General features: G+C 35.7%; 15 protein-coding genes. 13 read left to right on the top strand and 2 right to left on the bottom strand.

Annotated elements, in window-relative coordinates; all coding sequences use genetic code 11:
- From WH188_RS10260 to WH188_RS10230, 7 genes are all read left to right on the top strand, one after another.
- On the top strand, positions 1 to 648 hold the full coding sequence (locus tag WH188_RS10260; protein WP_021189714.1) for an SCO family protein: 648 nt from the start codon (positions 1 to 3) through the stop codon (positions 646 to 648).
- 1 nt (position 649) lies between these two features.
- A complete protein-coding gene (locus WH188_RS10255; protein ID WP_168127460.1) occupies positions 650 to 1,075 on the top strand; it encodes a c-type cytochrome in 426 nt (141 codons plus the stop codon).
- A 304-nt stretch (positions 1,076 to 1,379) separates the two neighbouring features.
- Positions 1,380 to 1,967, top strand: coding sequence for a TetR/AcrR family transcriptional regulator (locus WH188_RS10250; protein WP_132772678.1), 588 nt, complete (start codon positions 1,380 to 1,382; stop codon positions 1,965 to 1,967).
- A 4-nt stretch (positions 1,968 to 1,971) separates the two neighbouring features.
- A complete protein-coding gene (locus tag WH188_RS10245; protein WP_031288119.1) occupies positions 1,972 to 3,300 on the top strand; it encodes a TolC family protein in 1,329 nt (442 codons plus the stop codon).
- Between the two features lie 25 nt (positions 3,301 to 3,325).
- Positions 3,326 to 4,471 carry an efflux RND transporter periplasmic adaptor subunit gene (locus WH188_RS10240; protein ID WP_168127459.1) on the top strand — a complete coding sequence of 382 codons (1,146 nt, stop codon included), beginning with the start codon at positions 3,326 to 3,328 and terminating at the stop codon, positions 4,469 to 4,471.
- Positions 4,472 to 4,504: 33 nt separating this feature from the next.
- On the top strand, positions 4,505 to 7,675 hold the full coding sequence (locus tag WH188_RS10235) for an efflux RND transporter permease subunit (protein ID WP_168127458.1): 3,171 nt from the start codon (positions 4,505 to 4,507) through the stop codon (positions 7,673 to 7,675).
- Positions 7,676 to 7,869: 194 nt separating this feature from the next.
- Positions 7,870 to 9,453 (top strand): M60 family metallopeptidase, encoded by a 1,584-nt coding sequence (locus WH188_RS10230; RefSeq protein ID WP_132772673.1) that lies wholly within the window; start codon positions 7,870 to 7,872, stop codon positions 9,451 to 9,453.
- Positions 9,454 to 9,821: 368 nt separating this feature from the next.
- Here WH188_RS10230 and glmM read toward each other — a convergent pair whose 3' ends face one another.
- The gene (gene glmM, locus WH188_RS10225; RefSeq protein WP_021191171.1) at positions 9,822 to 11,204 is read right to left on the bottom strand and encodes a phosphoglucosamine mutase; all 1,383 of its coding nucleotides are present in this window, start codon (positions 11,202 to 11,204) and stop codon (positions 9,822 to 9,824) included.
- Between the two features lie 203 nt (positions 11,205 to 11,407).
- Here glmM and WH188_RS10220 point away from each other — a divergent pair, with 203 nt between their 5' ends.
- Together WH188_RS10220 and WH188_RS10215 are read left to right on the top strand one after the other, a co-directional pair.
- Positions 11,408 to 11,992, top strand: a complete 585-nt coding sequence (locus tag WH188_RS10220; RefSeq protein WP_021191172.1) for a phosphatase PAP2 family protein — start codon at positions 11,408 to 11,410, stop codon at positions 11,990 to 11,992.
- Entirely contained in the window at positions 11,989 to 12,807 is an 819-nt protein-coding gene (locus tag WH188_RS10215; RefSeq protein ID WP_132772670.1) for a ZIP family metal transporter, read from the top strand. Before WH188_RS10220 ends, WH188_RS10215 begins: the two co-directional genes overlap by 4 nt.
- Here WH188_RS10215 and WH188_RS10210 read toward each other — a convergent pair.
- A complete protein-coding gene (locus WH188_RS10210; RefSeq protein WP_021191174.1) occupies positions 12,804 to 13,280 on the bottom strand; it encodes a MarR family winged helix-turn-helix transcriptional regulator in 477 nt (158 codons plus the stop codon). The two genes, WH188_RS10215 and WH188_RS10210, sit on opposite strands and share 4 nt — an antisense overlap.
- A gap of 106 nt (positions 13,281 to 13,386) precedes the next feature.
- Here WH188_RS10210 and WH188_RS10205 point away from each other — a divergent pair, with 106 nt between their 5' ends.
- The 4 genes from WH188_RS10205 (at position 13,387) to WH188_RS10190 (ending at position 17,609) form a co-directional block, all read left to right on the top strand.
- A complete protein-coding gene (locus WH188_RS10205; protein WP_021191175.1) occupies positions 13,387 to 13,626 on the top strand; it encodes a FeoA family protein in 240 nt (79 codons plus the stop codon).
- On the top strand, positions 13,627 to 15,726 hold the full coding sequence (feoB, locus tag WH188_RS10200; protein ID WP_208699794.1) for a ferrous iron transport protein B: 2,100 nt from the start codon (positions 13,627 to 13,629) through the stop codon (positions 15,724 to 15,726). It abuts the gene before it with no gap.
- Between the two features lie 6 nt (positions 15,727 to 15,732).
- Positions 15,733 to 15,900 (top strand): FeoB-associated Cys-rich membrane protein, encoded by a 168-nt coding sequence (locus WH188_RS10195; RefSeq protein ID WP_021191178.1) that lies wholly within the window; start codon positions 15,733 to 15,735, stop codon positions 15,898 to 15,900.
- 281 nt (positions 15,901 to 16,181) lie between these two features.
- The gene (locus WH188_RS10190) at positions 16,182 to 17,609 is read left to right on the top strand and encodes an amino acid permease (RefSeq protein WP_132772666.1); all 1,428 of its coding nucleotides are present in this window, start codon (positions 16,182 to 16,184) and stop codon (positions 17,607 to 17,609) included.

The following is a 17,609-nucleotide window of genomic DNA, read 5'->3' as shown; positions in this document are numbered from 1 at the left end:
ATGTTAAAATCAATTCAGATTGGTGCTTCTTTTCTTATTGCACTAACAACATTTACAATATCTAGTTGTCAGTCTAATACAGTTACACTTCCTATTTATGGTCAACGTGAACCAGTAGAGAAAATTATAGATGGTAAGACGGTTATTGATACCCTATACCATACCATCCCCCCTTTCAAATTTCTAAACCAAGATAGTGTCTATATAACGGATAAGAATTTTGATAACAAAGTGTATATCGCTAATTTCTTTTTCACTCATTGCCCAAGTATATGCCCTACTATGAATAGAAATCTGTTGAAAGTATACGAGCAATATAAGGATAGTGATCAAGTTTACTTTTTATCACATAGCATTGATTTCAAATATGACCAGCCACATGTCTTAAAAGAATATGCCAATAAATTGGGTGTTAGCAATGATCATTGGAATTTTGTAATGGGATCAAAAGCTGATATCTATGGAATTGCAAACCAATACCTGGTCTACACAGCAGAAGACAAAAATGCGCCAGGAGGATACGATCATCAAGGATATCTGGTATTAGTAGATAAACAAAAAAGAATACGCGGTGCTTATGACGGTACTAATGATGAGCAAGTTGCGAAACTACAAAAAGAACTTGCTATCCTACTCGAAGAAAAGTAAAATGATAAAACTATATCTTTTAGGAGTATTGATCGCTCTATATTCTTTATGCTCGATAAGCAGTTGCCAGTCAGGCAAAGATATAAAGACAGCACAATATGCCGTAAATGGACAAAAAATATATATTAATCATTGTAAAAATTGTCATGGCGATAAGGGTGAAGGCTTAGGCCTATTATATCCACCATTAACCGATGTAGAATTTTTAACAAAAAATAGAGATCATTTATCCTGTATTGTTAAGAATGGACTAGAAGAAGAAATTGTAGTTGCGGGCAAAACATTTAACACTAAAATGCCAGCGAATGAAATCTTGACCGACATCGATATCGCCTATGTTTTAACCTATATTACCACAAATTTTGGTAAGCAAGATAAAATATTCAGTCTAGAAGAAGTTCAGATGAGTTTAAAAAATTGCAAGTAGGACATTCCATGATTTAAAGAAAGCTTAGTTAATCAACTAGGCTTTTTTTGTGTTGGTACCTATTTAGGTAAAAAAAGAAAGGTTTTCAAACGGGGAGAATGAAAACCTTTACTAACCAATTATAAACCTAAATTATGATGGTACAAATATAGGCCATGCAAATTGATTAGCAAACCAACTAAATGTTAAAATATGTTAACAGCGGAAATGCGAATAAATAGATGTCTGCAATGAATAAAATATAGTTTTTCATTACAATATTTTGACATTTAGATTTGATTAAAATTTCTACATTTGGAACCGAATGAACGTTCAATACACAAAAAATAATTCTAAAGTGATTTCCATATTTGAGACCACACTTCGGTTGATCAAAGATCATGGATTTCATGGCACAGCGATGAGCAAGATAGCTCAGGAAGCTGATGTCGCAATCGGTACAATCTATCATTACTTCCCATCGAAAGATGATTTGATCGTTAGCCTGTTTCAATACTGTGGCGACACTTTAAATGAAGCAATCTTTGGATCGCTGGATGATAAATTGACTTATAAAGACACTTTTTTTCATATATGGAAAGGCTTTGTAAAATTTTACAGAGAACATGTAGAAATGTTCAGTTTTTTTGAACAATTTTACTCATCTCCTTATTATAAGGTGAACAGTTATGAAACAAATGAATCTATTAGTGGTCAAAGTAATATACTTAAATTCTTAACAACAGGAATCAATAAAGGCGAATTAAAAGACACCAATGTAGAAGCATTAGCTTGCGTCTTCTTTGGAACTGCTGTATCAGCAATTAAAGGAGTGAAACACAACAAATTAAAATCAAATGAAAGCATCGAAGATGTTGTAAACATCATTTGGGATGGAGTTAAAAATAAATAATTTTATGAAGTTTAGACAAATAGCCTTTTCTTTGGCAGCCATGACTACAATATACAATGTTAGTTATGCCCAACAAACAGGCAATGAGACGTTACCTGCTAAAGCAAATTTGCAGCAACTCATTGACTATGCCCTTAGCAACAAGATAAGTCTGAAACAGGCTGCAATTGATGAGGAAATTGGCGAAAAAGATATCGACATTGCCTTGTCTGGCTGGTTGCCACAGGTAAACGCTAATGGTTCTTACAACTACAATGTTAAAGTTCCCACCTCTTTTATAGGTGGACAGAACATTGCGTTAGGACAGAAGAATGCTAGTGCTTTAACCTTACAGGCTGATCAACAGATTTTGAATCCGGCACTTATGCAAGCTTCAAAAGCGGCAACACTTATCCGTCAATCCAATAAGCAAAACACTGAAAGTCAAAAAATCAACACAGTGGTTGAAGTGAGTAAAGCTTACTATGATATTTTAACAAGTGAAGAGCAGATCAAAATTGTTCGTGAAAACATTGCTAGACTTCAAAAACAATATAACGACGCTAAAGTACGCTACGAAGTTGGTATGGTTGACAAAACCGATTTCAAAAGAGCTCAAATTGCGTTAAGCAATGCAAATGCGGACGAAAAGCGGACTATTGAATTACGCCGTTATAAATATGATTATTTAAAAAATTTAATAGCAGTTGATCATAAAGTTGATATTACATTATCTTTTGAGAATGCGAATATGGAAAATCAGATTCTGATTGACACAACTTCATCTGCTAGCGTAACCAATAGAATTGAATTCCAACAATTGGAAACGTCCAAAAAAATGCAAGAATTAGAAACGCAATACTATAAATGGACCTACCTCCCAAATGTAAGCGCATTTTATAACTATGCATTTAATTACAGAAATAACAAATTTAAGGATTTGTATAATGACAATTTCCCAAGCTCTGTAGCTGGATTATCTGTATCTATTCCAATTTTTCAAGGTTTTAAAAGAAAGCATCAAATCAATCAATCCAAACTACGCGAAAGTAGAATTGATTTAAGCATGGAAGATTTGAAAAATCAAGTCAACACAGAATATGCACTTGCAACAGCTTCATATAATGCCAACCTAATTGATTGGAAAACATCAAGAGATAATGTTGACTTATCTAAGGAAGTCTATGATACGATTAAGTTACAATATGATGAAGGTATTAAAACTTACTTAGACTTAATGACAGCTGAGACTGATCTTAAAACAAGTCAATTGAATTATTTAAATGCACTTTATGCACTTCTATCGAGTAAGCTAGATGTTCAAAAAGCATTAGGAACTGTAGATACAAAATAAACAACATTAAGAAACCAAGAATATCATGAATAAAAAACATTTATTAGCAGCTTTTTTTATTGGGACTACGCTAATCTGGCAGTCATGTGGCAATAAAGATGCTCAGAAACAACAGGCTGCACAGCAAGCAGAACGTGTTGTACCTGTTTCCATAGCAACTGCCACAGAAGAAATTGTCACAGGAAACCAAACATATCCAGCTACTGTAAAACCCTTAAATGAAGCTGATTTATTTGCTGAAGTTTCTGGTTATGTAACGCAAATATTTGTAACTGATGGAGCATCGGTATCCAAAGGTCAAAAATTATATGAAATTGACGGCACTCGCTACACTGCGGCTTTAGATCAAGCCAGAGCAAATCTTAAAATTGCACAATCTAATTTGGATCGTGTGCAAACAGATTTAAACCGTTACCAAGCATTAGCAGATAAAGATGCGATCGCAAAACAAACTTTAGATTATGCTAAAACAGATCTGGCAAATCAAAAAGCGCAGATCTTAGGTGCACAAGCTGCTGTAACAACAGCACAAACAAACTTAAATCGTTCAACTATAAGAGCGCCATTCGCGGGTATTGTAGGTATATCAGATGTACGTCTTGGGGCTTTGGTTAATCCTGGAACTACACGATTAAATACGGTATCTTCAATCAATCCTGTGGCAGTTGAAATCCAAGTGAGCGAGCGTGATATCCCTCAATTTGTAAACTTACAAAAATCAGGTTCTGCAGCACAGATCGGCGCAGTATTACCGGATGGAACGGAGTATACAGCTCCAGGAAGAATTGCCACTATTGACCGTGCAGTTGATCCACAGACAGGAACGATAAGAGTACGTGCTAATTTTGACAACCCTGGTAATGTCTTGAGAGCTGGAATGAATCTATCTTTAAATATCAAGACGAATTCAGCAACTGAAGAAATTGTTATTCCTTATAAAGCTGTTCAAGATCAGTTGGGAGTATTTAACGTGTATGTTGTTGGTGACAGCAGTAAAGCTGAACAACGTAAAGTTGATCTAGGTTTAAAATTAGGAGATAAAGTAGTTGTAAAATCAGGCCTTAAAGTCGGTGAGAAAATTGTTGTTGATGGTATCATGAATGTGCAAACAGGTGTAAAAGTTGCTGAGGCTCCTGCTGCTGCACCTGATGCCGCTGCACCAAAAAAATAATTTTCACAGACTTTATAAGATACAAAAAAACATATGATTTCAGAAGTTTTTATAAAAAGACCCGTCACTGCCATTGTGATTTCCCTATTGATTATGATCGTAGGTGGAATTTCAATTGTGTCATTGCCGATCAGTCAATATCCATCCGTAGCCCCACCAACTGTTTCAGTAACAGCAAACTACACTGGCGCGGATGCTCAAACTGTTGAACAAACAGTAACGACTCCTATTGAGAGTCAAATTAATGGTACACCGGGCATGCTTTACATGTCCTCAAACAGTACATCGAATGGTCAATCACAGATAACCGTAACTTTTGAAGTAGGTACTGATATTGATATCGCTACATTAGACGTTCAAAACCGTGTGGGTATTGCTGAACCAGCGTTACCCGAAGCTGTTAAACGTTTAGGAGTAACAACACGTAAAGCGAATACAGATATCTTAATGCTCGTTTCACTGGTATCACCAAAAGGTACCCGCGATGCTAAGTTTTTAGATAACTATGCCAATTTATACATCAAAGATGCGTTATTACGTATCACTGGTGTTGGTGAGGTTACCGCTTTTGGACAGCCATTCTCCATGCGCGTTTGGTTAGATGCCAATAAATTAACGAATTTAAATCTAACTCCTGCAGATGTTTCTACAGCAATTGCTGAACAAAACTTAAGAATTCCGGGAGGATCAGTAGGTTCTACTCCGCAAAAATCAGATCAGGTATTTGAATACCCAGTGATTACGGATTCAGATTTATCTTCGGTACAGGATTTTGAAGAAATCATTGTGAAATCAAATACAGATGGATCAATTGTTTTATTAAAAGACGTAGCGAGAGTAGAATTGGGCCAATTCAGTTATGCAACAAGTACGCGTGTAAATGGCATGACTTCTTCTGGTATGATGGTTTCTCAAACTCCAGGAGGTAATGCTGTGCAATCTGCAGAGGGTATCTATACTGCATTGGAAAGATTAAAAAAATCATTCCCTGATGATGTTGACTATGTTGTCGGTTATGAGACAATTTCTGTTGTTAATGCTTCCATTGAATCAGTTATTCATACTTTGATTGAAGCTTTACTATTAGTAACTTTAGTTGTATTCTTCTTCTTACAGTCATGGAGAGCAACACTAATTCCTGTATTAGCGATTCCTGTATCTATTGTTGGTACATTTATCTTCTTCTTATTATTCGGTTTCTCAATCAATAACTTAACTTTATTGGCATTCGTGCTTGCTATTGGTATTGTGGTCGATGATGCGATTGTTGTGGTTGAGGCGGTGCAGCATTATATAGATCATTATAAGATGTCTGCGGCAGATGCAACGCGTCGTGCCATGAAAGACATTACAGCTCCGGTTATTGCCATTGCTTTGATTCTTTCTGCAGTATTCGTTCCTGTAGGATTTATCCCAGGTATGGTGGGTCAATTGTATCAACAATTCTCCATAACAATTGCCGTTTCGGTTATGTTGTCTGCATTTATTGCCCTGTCATTAACACCGGCATTATGTTCGATCATGTTAAGACCAACAGCAGTTCACTCGGAAGCGAAAGGTCTTAATAAGTTTTTCTACAAGTTTAATATCTGGTTCGAAAGAGTAACGAACAAATATTCTAATGGTGTAAAATACTGTATCAAAAAGGCTCCTATGGCGTTAATCATCTTACTTTGTATCTTCATTGGTACAGGTTATATGTTTAATAAAAAACCAACTGGATTTATTCCTGGTGAAGATAATGGGATGTTCTTTGCCGGTATTACCTTGCCAGAAGGTTCGTCTACAACACGTACAAAAGAAATTTTAAATGAAGTAGAGCAAGAATTACGTAAAGATTATCCAGAGATTAAAGATATTACGGCTATTGCCGGTATCAATATTTTGAACAGAGCTTTCCAGCCTAACGTAGCGACAGTTTTCGTTTCTCTAAAACCTTGGAAAGATAGAAAGCGTACTGCTAACCAAATTACGGGTGGTATCATGGGAAAATATGCTGGCTATAATAAAGCACGTGTACTCGCTGTTACTCCTCCTGCAATTCCTGGTCTTGGTACTTCTGGTGGTTTCAGTTTAATGATTCAAGATCAACAGACCGTAGATATCAAAGTCTTCGAAGGTGTAGTTGGTAAATTCTTAGCTGCAGCCAATCAGAGACCTGAAATCGGTATGGCCTATACCCTATTTAACACAAAAACTCCAAATTACAAGTTATCTGTTAATAGAGAGCAAGCGAAGAAAATGGGGGTTCCTGTTTCGACAATCTATACCACTATATCTGCATACCTTGGGTCTTCTTATATTAATGATTTTACAAGATACGGACGTAACTTTAGGGTTGTATCTCAGGCGGATAAAGATTACCGTATGAACATTGAGGACATCAACAAATTATATGTTAATAATGGCCGCGGTGAATCTGTTCCTTTAAGTTCATTGGTTACTTGGAACCTTGTTCAGAATCCAGCTATTATCAATCACTATAACATCTTTAGAAGTATAGAGGTTAGTGGTAGTGCTGCGCCTGGTTATTCGTCCGGTGATGCCATCAGAGCGCTTCAGGAAGTTGCCGCAGAAACATTGCCGAACGGTTATAGTTATGATTTCTCAGGATTGGCTTTACAAGAAACAAAATCTGGAAATATGACTATTATGATCTTTGGTTTATGTATTCTGTTTGTATTCTTGCTACTAGCTGCGCTTTATGAAAGTTGGTCTGTTCCATTCTCAATTTTATTATCGGTACCACTAGGGGTATTTGGAGCAATTTTAACATTAACATTGATTCCAGCATTAGATAATAATATCTATGCGCAAATTGGTTTAGTTGCAATTATTGGTTTAGCGGCTAAAAATGCGATTCTAATTGTTGAGTTTGCTAAAGAACGTGTAGATATCGGAATGAACTTATATGAGGCAACATTAGATGCTGTTAAGCTTCGTCTGCGTCCTATTATCATGACGTCTTTTGCATTTATCTTAGGTATTATTCCTTTGATGTTATCGACTGGCGCCGGTGCCATTTCTCGCCAAACAATTGGCTGGACAGTATTTGGTGGTATGTCTGCAGCGACAGTTTTAGCAATCTTTATCGTTCCAGTACTGTTCGTTGTGATCACACGACTGGCTTATGGTAAAAAGAAATTAGCCGAGTTAGAAGCTAATTTTGATGAAGAAAAAGCTAAAAATTTATCTGCTCACTAAACATTAAAATTTATCTCAATATAATAAAGAAAGCCTTTCAATTCATTTTGAAAGGCTTTCTTTATTATATGCTGTTTCAAATCGCTAAAAACACTGCCGGTTGAAGCTACAATCTTAACAATAATCTTACAATTGAAAAATGCTTTAATGTTAGCACAATTTGATATTTTAGCACTTCAACTAACCATCTAAATATGAAGCTAAAATTCATTACTTTATTACTGCTTGCCGGTACGATAAGTAGTCTACATGCGCAATCTGCTAAAGACTATGCAGACGCTTATCAAGACTTACAAGTATTCGAAACTCCTTTAGCCGTTAAGCTAAAAAAAGGAATCAAAAAATCTGATCTTGATAAAATTAAAAATCCACAGGTCAAACAGGTTGCCACCTCCTTATTAAATAATCAATATGATCAAAAGTACCGGTTTGCAGAATACAATGCTATCCTTAGCCCTTCAACCTTAGGCCATAACTTAATGATCGGTGATGGATACAGCAAATATGAAAATATAACCGGAATTTATCTGCCTATAGGCCGCCATATCATATCTGTTGATCATATCGCTGCAGATAATGAAGTTAAATTGATCATTCCAAATTGGAACCGCCGAGCTCCTGAAGGAATGGATCCGACCAAAGACCCAAAGGGATGGGGTATTGTAAAGCAAGAATTTAAACTCAAAAATGGTATCAACATCATTGATGTCAAAGATTTCGACGGTCTGGCTTATATCGATTATTTCTCCGAAAATCCTAAAAAAGAAAAAGCAATCAGTGTACATTTTATTGGTAGCCCAGTTAATGGTTACTTTGATATTACGAAAAACAATGACCAAGATTGGAACAAGTTGGTAGATCAGGCTGTATATCCAGTTATTGATGCCAAAGGTCGACACATTCAGATTGCCTACCCTGCTGCCGATATTAAAAAGTATGCTTATGGAAAAGGTGTCGAGCTGATCAGTAATTATGATTCTCTTATTTACAGACAGCATCGTATTATGGGACTTATTAAATATAACAAAGTCCCTGAAAACAAAATTCTCTCGCGTGTAAATTATAATTATTACATGTTCCGTGACGGAGATGGAGTTGCTTATATGGGTACGGATCCTGGCAATGCAATGCCGCTTGTTGTAGACCCAGCTCGCGTAATCAAAGGGGATCCATGTTGGGGGTTTTCACATGAAGTAGGACACGTGCATCAATTAAGACCTTACTTAAACTGGGGAGGATTGGGTGAAGTAAGTAATAATATTTTCTCCCTTTATGTAACAACTTCTTATGGCAATAAAAGCCGTCTTTCAGAACAAGGTAATTACAAAAAATCCAGAGAAAGTATCATTAATGGTAAAATAAGTTACCTACAGGATCCAGATGTATTCAATCGCTTAGTACCTTTCTGGCAACTTCAACTGTATTTCGCAAATCAAGGTAAAAATCCTAATTTTTACCCCGATTTATTTGAAGCCTTCCGCAAACAGAATCCTGAACGTAGAAGCAGACGCGGTGGCGGTCAAGTAATGGGCGATCGTGGAAACAACCCTGCTGTACACCAATTGAATTTTGTAAAAACAGCATCTCAGGTCGCAAAACTTGATCTCACAGATTTCTTTGATCTTTATGGCTTCTTCCATGTTGGAAAATTCACTTATGATGATTATGGTAATTATACATACGAAATGACACAAGAAATGGTTGATAAGTGCAAAAAAGAAATTCAACAACTTAATCTTCCAAAGCCAGATATGGATATCTCTACGCTGACAGATTAATATAAAACAGACGTTAAAGCAAATTGTAAAAATAAAATGCAGATATGCCCTAAAGGTGAAATACTTTTAGGGCATATTTCGTTAATACTTATAAAAAAACTGAGATGAGCGAGCAAAACCTATAAAACTCGAAAGTAGATCCCTTTCAGCGCTTGTAAAGAGTTGAATTTACAGATACAGAATTTTGGGCATCATTAGGAACAATTGGCTTAAAACAGGATATTTCGATCAATAAACTCTTTCCTATGTTATAAAAAATTATACGCCTTGAATAAATAAAGACAGATAATAGGTAGGAATAGTATCAAAAACTAAGCCTCCAGAAGCATGAGTTTCTGGAGGCTTTAAAAATAAAATAATCTTAAAAATTACTTAATAATTTCTTCGATCTCAGCTATTATTTTTTGTGCAATTGCTTCTGCGGCTTCAGCTGTAGGACCTTCAGAATAGATACGAATAATCGGCTCTGTATTTGATTTGCGTAAGTGAACCCACTCATTTTCAAAATCAATCTTCAATCCATCAATAGTTGAATGCTCTTCATGCTTATATTTTGCTTCCATTTTTGCTAAAAGATCATCAATGTCCAATTCTGGAGTTAATGTGATTTTATTCTTAGACATAAAATATTGTGGCAATTCGGCTCTATATGCAGATACCTTTTTACCCAACTTTGCTAAATGTGTTAAAAATATTGCTACACCAACCAGTGAATCGCGACCGTAGTGTGATGCCGGGTAAATTACACCGCCATTACCCTCACCACCGATAACGGCATTAACTTCTTTCATTTTTGTCACTACATTCACTTCACCAACTGCAGCCGCAAAATATTGACCTCCATGTTTAACAGTTACATCGCGCAATGCTCTTGTTGAAGATAAATTAGAAACTGTATTTCCTTTTGTATGTTGCAAAATATAATCTGATACTGCTACCAAGGTATATTCTTCACCAAATAAATCACCATCTTCCATCATGAAAACCAAACGGTCAACATCAGGATCTACTGCAATACCTAAATCAGCTCCATTTTCCAATACTGCCTTAGAAAGATCTGTAAGATTTTCTTTTAGCGGTTCAGGGTTATGTTGAAATTTACCATCAGGCTCACAATGAATTTTATAAATTGTTTCTACTCCTAGTGCTTCTAACAAAGCAGGAATGAACAAACCTCCTGTGCTATTAACGGCATCCACTGCAATTTTGAAATTTGCATTTTTAACAGCTTCTACATCTACCAGATCCAACGCTAAAACATCATCAATATGTTTCTGCATGTAGCTTGTGTCTTTATGAACTGTTCCCAAATCTTCGAATTCTGAAAAATCAAAATCTAAGCTTTCACCTAATGCCAGTACTTGCTTACCTTCGGCGTCATTGATAAATTCACCTTTAGCATTTAATAATTTTAAAGCATTCCATTGACCTGGATTATGAGACGCCGTTAGGATTATGCCGCCACCAGCATTTTCTTTGGGAACCGCAATCTCAACTGTAGGAGTTGTGGATAAGCCTAAATCAATCACATCTACACCAATACTCTGTAAAGTACCAATAACCAAATTACTGACCATTTCACCGGAAACTCGTGCATCACGACCAACAACAATTTTGTTAATTCCAGTCTGATTCACAATGATCTTACCATAAGCTGCCGTGAACTTCACGATATCGATAGGTGTCAACCCTTCTCCAGAACGACCACCAATGGTACCTCTAATACCAGATATTGATTTAATTAAAGTCATGTTAAATTACGTTTATTCCGTAAAAATAAAACAATAGTCCAAATATTTATAATAAAGCGTTTCCTTTTCTGAAATAATTAACATACTTTTGTTGCAACATTGTTTCTTTTACATATATATCCGCATCAAATTGAAATTATTTATACATTTGGATTCAGATCACGAAGAACTGTTATCAAATAATTTCACTTTAATACAGCAACATGATTGACCAAATAGTACATATTGATCAAGAAATTTTTTTAGCCATTAATCAGGGATTAAGTAATCCGGTATTTGACTGGCTACTTCCAATTTTAAGAAATCCATATACTTGGGCTCCTTTATACCTCTTTTTAGTTATTTTCTTTATTAAAACATATGGTAAAACGGGCATCCTGATTGTTGTTATGACATTAGCTACATTCGGAGCTTCTGATGCAGTCTCTTCTCACTTAATCAAGAAATCAGTTAAACGGGTTCGTCCTTGCAATGATATCGTATTTAAAGAAGAGGTCAACATCCGTGTGAGATGTGGTTCAGGATTTAGCTTTACCTCTTCTCATGCCACCAATCATTTTGCTTTAGCATTTTTCTGGATCGCATTATTCAGAAGAAAATGGAAGCATGCGATGTGGTTATGTATCACATGGGCAACATTAATTTCTGTTTCACAGATATACGTGGGTGTTCACTATCCGTTTGATATCTTATGTGGAGCAATTTTAGGGATACTGATCGGTATGGCAACCGGATATATCTTTAAGAAACTAAAACCAGAATTCTTTAATCCCGTTATAGCGAAATGAGCGCAATCATCTTAGTAAGTATTCTTTTTTTCTCTGCATTAGCAAGTGGTTTAGCAGTGTTCTTTGTAAAAAGAAACAATACGAATTTACTTAAATTAATTCTATCATTTAGTGGTGCCTATCTGTTTGCCATCACGGTACTGCATTTAATACCGCATGTCTATCAGACACGTACTACAGATGCAGAAATTTTAGGAATATATGTATTAGGAGGATTCTTATTCCAACTGGTGCTAGAACAGTTCTCGCAAGGAATCGAACATGGACATCTTCATCATGAAGAAGGCCATCATCATGCTTTTCCTATGGGAATTATGATCAGTTTATGTTTACATGCATTTTTGGAAGGGATGCCTTTAGCTGCTACCCATCAAACAGAGCTGGTTTTTGGAATAGCAATCCACCATATACCTGCTGCATTTGCATTAGGAAGTTTATTGATCAGTACACATCTTTCTAAAAAGAGTATTACGACACTGTTAATTGTTTTTGCTGCGATGACACCTCTGGGATTCTCTTTCAGTAAAGCAATAAGTACCGGTGAAATTGGTAATATTCAACAGTATTTTGATAAAATAATGGCTGTTGTCATCGGTATATTCCTACACATATCGACAACAATATTATTTGAATCTGGCTCAGCAGATCATCATAAATTCAATAAAAAGAAAATGATAGCCGTATTTGTCGGTGTTGCAATTGCTTTGATGAATTTTTTATTTGATGGCCACGGTCACAGCCATTCTTCTTCGGAGGATACGCAAGAAATCAATCATGATGGTCATGACCACAGCCATGACCATCATGATCACTAATTAGTTTTGGTTTCAGGTTCTAAACTTCCTCGAAATTTATCCAAGAGTTCATTTAATTGGGTACATTCAGCTTCCGATAGATGATTCGGGAGAATATCACTCAGAAGCATTTCTTGTTCTAGTTCTTCGAGGATTTTAAGCCCTAATTCTGTTATTAATAAGTTGACTGCACGTTTATCTTCATTTGACTTACAGCGATCGACTAGTCCTTTTAGAACCAATCGGTCTATCAACCTCGAAATATCAGGCGTATTCGTCAGCATTCTAGATTTTATCAAATTATTAGTAACCGGTTTCGGAAATTGTCCCCGCAATATCCGTAGCACATTGAATTGACGTAATGTAATTTGCTTTTGTTCTGCCCTCTTCTCCAAAACTGCAGTTACCCAATTACTTGTGTACAATAGGTTAACAGTGGCTCGTTGCCACTCCGTACTAAATTTTTTCACTTGTATGGCTTCATCAATTTTCATAATTTAAATATATCACATATTTATCATAAATGCATAAGAATTACATTAGAATCATTCTAAATCAGATAAAATTCATATATTTGAAAATTACATATTAAGAGAAATAATGCGCGATAAATCTAGTTTAGACAAGCTTAAAAAGGGACAAAAAGCTATAATAGTTGATTTGAATTCGAATGACATTCCCGCTAAATTTTATGAAATGGGATTCCTTCCCGGAACCGAAATTGAAGTCAAACATATTGCCCCTTTAAACGGTCCAATCTGTCTAAATATAATTGCTAGTAACTCATTGATTGCTATCAGAAAGTCTGAAGCCAAAGTAATCATTATCGATCCAAAATAAATGAACAATCCTATTATTGCACTTTTGGGGAATCCAAATGTGGGTAAAACATCGCTGTTTAATCGTATTACGAAACTCAATCAGAAAGTTGGAAATTATCCCGGTATCACCGTTGAGAAACGCGAAGGCTCGTTAACGGCAAACAATAAAACATATAAAATCATTGATTTACCTGGTACTTACACCTTATTTCCGAACTCTTTGGATGAAGAAGTTGTATTCAATATACTTGTCGATCAACAACACAAGCTTAAACCAAATTTAATTGTTGTTGTCGGTGAACCGTCCAACTTAAAGAGATCAATTATTCTCTATCAACAAGCACGAGAACTTGGATTACCTGCCATTTTTGTCATCAATATGATTGATGAAGCAACGACAAAAGGTATTCAAATTGATATTCCAAAATTGGAGTCCCTATTAAAGACTAAAGTTTTTTTAACAAATGCACGTAATGGTGAGGGAATTGACAAATTGATCAAAGCTTTTGATTCAATTCCACCACTATATATTGGAAACTTTAGTATTCCCGCACAATATGTTACACCTGTTGAGGAAGCAAAAAAACTATTCCCTCTGGAACACGAGTACAATACATGGCAGTATTTAGCAAAAGGTAACGTAGAATTTCTATCGGAGGAAAAAAATAATGCTCTAGAAAGTATTAGAAAACAGCATAATCTAACTCCACAGGTATTACAAAAAGAAGAATCCATTCAGCGTAATAAGAATTTAGAACATGCATTAAGTACAATCGTATCAAAAGATATCGATTCGAAAAGTGTTACGAATGGTATTGATAAAATCTTACTACACCCTATTTTAGGTTATCTGATTTTCTTTGGGGTTCTGTTTTTGATATTTCAGGGTATTTATAACTGGTCTGGACCAGCCATGGATTTCATTGATACGCAATTTGCCGATTTAGCGGCTTATGTGCAGAGTGTCTTACCTGCAGGACCACTTCCAGATCTATTATCCAATGGTATTATTAAGGGAATTGGCGGTATCGTTATTTTTGTTCCCCAAATTGTGATCTTATATATTTTTATATCATTGATGGAAGAAACAGGCTATATGAGCCGTGTAGTATTCTTAATGGACCGTTGGTTAAGACCTTTTGGACTTAATGGTAAATCAGTCATTCCATTGATCTCAGGTGTCGCTTGTGCTGTTCCTGCTGTAATGTCTGCACGAAACATTGAAAATAGTAAAGAACGTCTGGTAACGATGTTAGTAACACCGTTTATGACCTGTTCTGCACGATTACCAATTTACATTGTTATCATTGGTTTAGTCATTCCTGATACTAAATTTCTTGGGTTCAATATTCAGGGTATTATCTTATTTGCGCTTTATATTCTGGGCATTTTAGCGGCTCTTGGTTCAGCATGGTTATTGAATAAAATTATTAAGACAAAACATAAATCTTTCTTAATTTTCGAATTACCAACTTATAAATTCCCGGACTGGAAAAATTTATTTTTAAATGTTTGGGACAAATCATCCAGTTTCGTTTTTGGCGCAGGTAAAATCATCTTAGCCATATCTGTCATACTTTGGGCGCTTGGAAGTTTTGGTCCTGGTGATAAATTTAAAAATGCAGAAGAAATTGTAACGCAGAATAATCCGTCGCTATCGCAAGAAGATCTCGATCATGAAATATCTTCTTATAAGGTGGAACACTCCTATTTAGGATATCTGGGCATGGTAATTGAGCCTATTGTAGAACCATTGGGGTATGATTGGAAAATGGGAATTGGCTTGATATCATCATTTGCAGCGCGTGAGGTCTTTGTTGGAACAATGGCTACAGTTTATAGCATTGGTGATGATGCAGATATTGAAGATGATGCTTCTAAAAGAACAATCTTAAGTAAAATGAGAGCTGAGGTAAACAGAAATACAGGTTTACCTGCCTATAATCTTGCTTCAGGTGTTTCCCTTCTACTATTTTATGCTTTCGCAATGCAATGTATGAGTACAATAGCAATTGTAAAAAAAGAAACAGCATCTTGGAAATGGACTTTAATTCAAGTAGGATTTATGACAGGCTTAGCTTATATAGCAGCTTTAATCGCCTATCAGGCATTAAAATAAAATATTATGACGAATTTAACTATTCAATACATCATCGTTGGAGTAATCATTATCGCAGCGGTAATCTACTTTTCAAAAACGATGCGTGCTTCATTCAAAGGTAAAAAAAGTTGTGGTAAAGGTTGTGGCTGTGATATGACGCAACCGAAAGTTCAACAAAAAAATAATCTGTAATCACATTCAAATTAGAGATCATTCTTTAGTATAATATATACTGAGGATTAAAAATAAAAACCGTTGTCATGTTCGATGTCAACGGTTTTTGTATTCCATTCGGAGCTGAAATAGAAAAGTTATTTTTGTTGCTAAATAATAAAAAATTACCTTTCAGCTTTCATTACTTGCTATTAGCTTGTATTAACATCAATACAATGCCGAATTATTGATAGATAAAAACTATATTAGTCCTATCTAATGATATCAGCCCGTATATTAACTTTATAAAAAACAATTACGTGGATCAAAATCCAAAACAAAATAACGAATTAAAAAGAGGTCTACAGAATAGACACATTCAACTGATTGCTTTAGGCGGTGCTATTGGAACAGGCCTATTTTTAGGTATCGGTAAGGCTGCTATTTTAGCGGGCCCATCTGTGATATTGGGCTATGCTTTAGCAGGAATCATTGCTTTCTTTATCATGCGCCAATTGGGCGAAATGGTTGTAGAGGAACCCGTCTCTGGGAGCTTTAGCTTTTTTGCCAATAAATACTTAGGATCTTTTGCAGGTTATGCTTCAGGATGGAATTATTGGGTCTTGTACATATTGGTAAGCATGGCAGAGCTAACTGCTATCGGTGTTTATGTGCAGTTTTGGTGGCCTGAAATACCACTATGGACTTCCAGTCTGTTTTTCTTTTTTATCATTAATGGGCTAAACCTAGCTTCTGTAAAAGTTTACGGAGAGGCCGAGTTCTGGTTTTCTATAGTAAAGGTAGCCGCGATTATAGCCATGATTTTGTTTGGTTCTTATTTGCTTATCAGTGGTACAGGCAGCCCACAATCTTCGATCAGTAATCTTTATAATGACGGTGGATTTTTCCCAAAAGGCTGGCTATCCCAAAGCAGTAATGGTACGTACGAAGGTCTACTTGCCGCGATCGCTTTGATTATGTTTTCTTTTGGTGGCTTAGAATTAGTCGGCATCACCGCCGCAGAGGCCGAAAACCCTGAAAAAAATATACCCAAAGCGACAAATCAGGTGATCTATAGAATTCTTATTTTTTATGTTGGCGCCCTTATTGTTTTGTTCTCACTATCGCCTTGGCAACAGATTACGGCAGATACAAGTCCTTTTGTAACGGTGTTTGACTCTTTGAAAAGTTTTCAGTTTACCCTATTTGGTAAAACCATCTACGCAACAAGCTTAATTGCCAATGTGTTAAATCTAATCGTACTAACGGCAGCATTATCCGTTTATAACAGTAGTGTCTACAGCAATAGCCGTATGCTATATGGTTTAGCAAGTCAGGGCAATGCCCCGAAGTTTCTAAACAAATTAAGTAAGAACCATGTTCCTGTCAATGCCATCTTAGTTTCGGCATTATTTGCAGCTATCTGTGTTGTTATTAATAAAATTATGCCCCAGGATGCATTAGAAATATTAATGTCGTTAGTTGTTTCTTCGCTCATTATTAATTGGGTCATGATCACCGTAACGCACTTCTACTTTAAAAAGGATAAAGTCCGTAGGCATATAAAAACAAAATTTCCATCTTTTCTCTTTCCGATCAGTAATTACATCTGTATTTTATTTTTAGTAGCCGTATTGGTCATCATGTGGATAACAGGAATGAAAGTACCTGTTGAACTAATTCCGATATGGATGGTCCTTCTTTATTTATCTTATCTTTTAGTGAAAAGAAACAAATCCAAACAATAA

It is taken from the genome of Sphingobacterium sp. MYb388 (assembly GCF_037479535.1).
Taxonomy (GTDB): Bacteria; Bacteroidota; Bacteroidia; order Sphingobacteriales; family Sphingobacteriaceae; genus Sphingobacterium; species Sphingobacterium anhuiense.
Note: the sequence above shows the minus strand (reverse complement) of the source record. Positions and strands in the feature narration are given on the sequence as shown.

Excerpts from the sequence above, each read along its gene's own strand:
- glmM (WP_021191171.1), bottom strand. The coding sequence starts at position 11,204 with ATGACTTTAATTAAATCAATATCTGGTATTAGAGGTACCATTGGTGGT.
- WH188_RS10210 (WP_021191174.1), bottom strand. The coding sequence starts at position 13,280 with ATGAAAATTGATGAAGCCATACAAGTGAAAAAATTTAGTACGGAGTGG.
- WH188_RS10230 (WP_132772673.1), top strand. The coding sequence starts at position 7,870 with ATGAAGCTAAAATTCATTACTTTATTACTGCTTGCCGGTACGATAAGT.
- WH188_RS10260 (WP_021189714.1), top strand. The coding sequence starts at position 1 with ATGTTAAAATCAATTCAGATTGGTGCTTCTTTTCTTATTGCACTAACA.
- WH188_RS10205 (WP_021191175.1), top strand. The coding sequence starts at position 13,387 with ATGCGCGATAAATCTAGTTTAGACAAGCTTAAAAAGGGACAAAAAGCT.
- WH188_RS10240 (WP_168127459.1), top strand. The coding sequence starts at position 3,326 with ATGAATAAAAAACATTTATTAGCAGCTTTTTTTATTGGGACTACGCTA.
- WH188_RS10215 (WP_132772670.1), top strand. The coding sequence starts at position 11,989 with ATGAGCGCAATCATCTTAGTAAGTATTCTTTTTTTCTCTGCATTAGCA.
- WH188_RS10220 (WP_021191172.1), top strand. The coding sequence starts at position 11,408 with ATGATTGACCAAATAGTACATATTGATCAAGAAATTTTTTTAGCCATT.
- WH188_RS10250 (WP_132772678.1), top strand. The coding sequence starts at position 1,380 with ATGAACGTTCAATACACAAAAAATAATTCTAAAGTGATTTCCATATTT.
- WH188_RS10255 (WP_168127460.1), top strand. The coding sequence starts at position 650 with ATGATAAAACTATATCTTTTAGGAGTATTGATCGCTCTATATTCTTTA.
- WH188_RS10245 (WP_031288119.1), top strand. The coding sequence starts at position 1,972 with ATGAAGTTTAGACAAATAGCCTTTTCTTTGGCAGCCATGACTACAATA.
- WH188_RS10195 (WP_021191178.1), top strand. The coding sequence starts at position 15,733 with ATGACGAATTTAACTATTCAATACATCATCGTTGGAGTAATCATTATC.
- WH188_RS10235 (WP_168127458.1), top strand. The coding sequence starts at position 4,505 with ATGATTTCAGAAGTTTTTATAAAAAGACCCGTCACTGCCATTGTGATT.
- feoB (WP_208699794.1), top strand. The coding sequence starts at position 13,627 with ATGAACAATCCTATTATTGCACTTTTGGGGAATCCAAATGTGGGTAAA.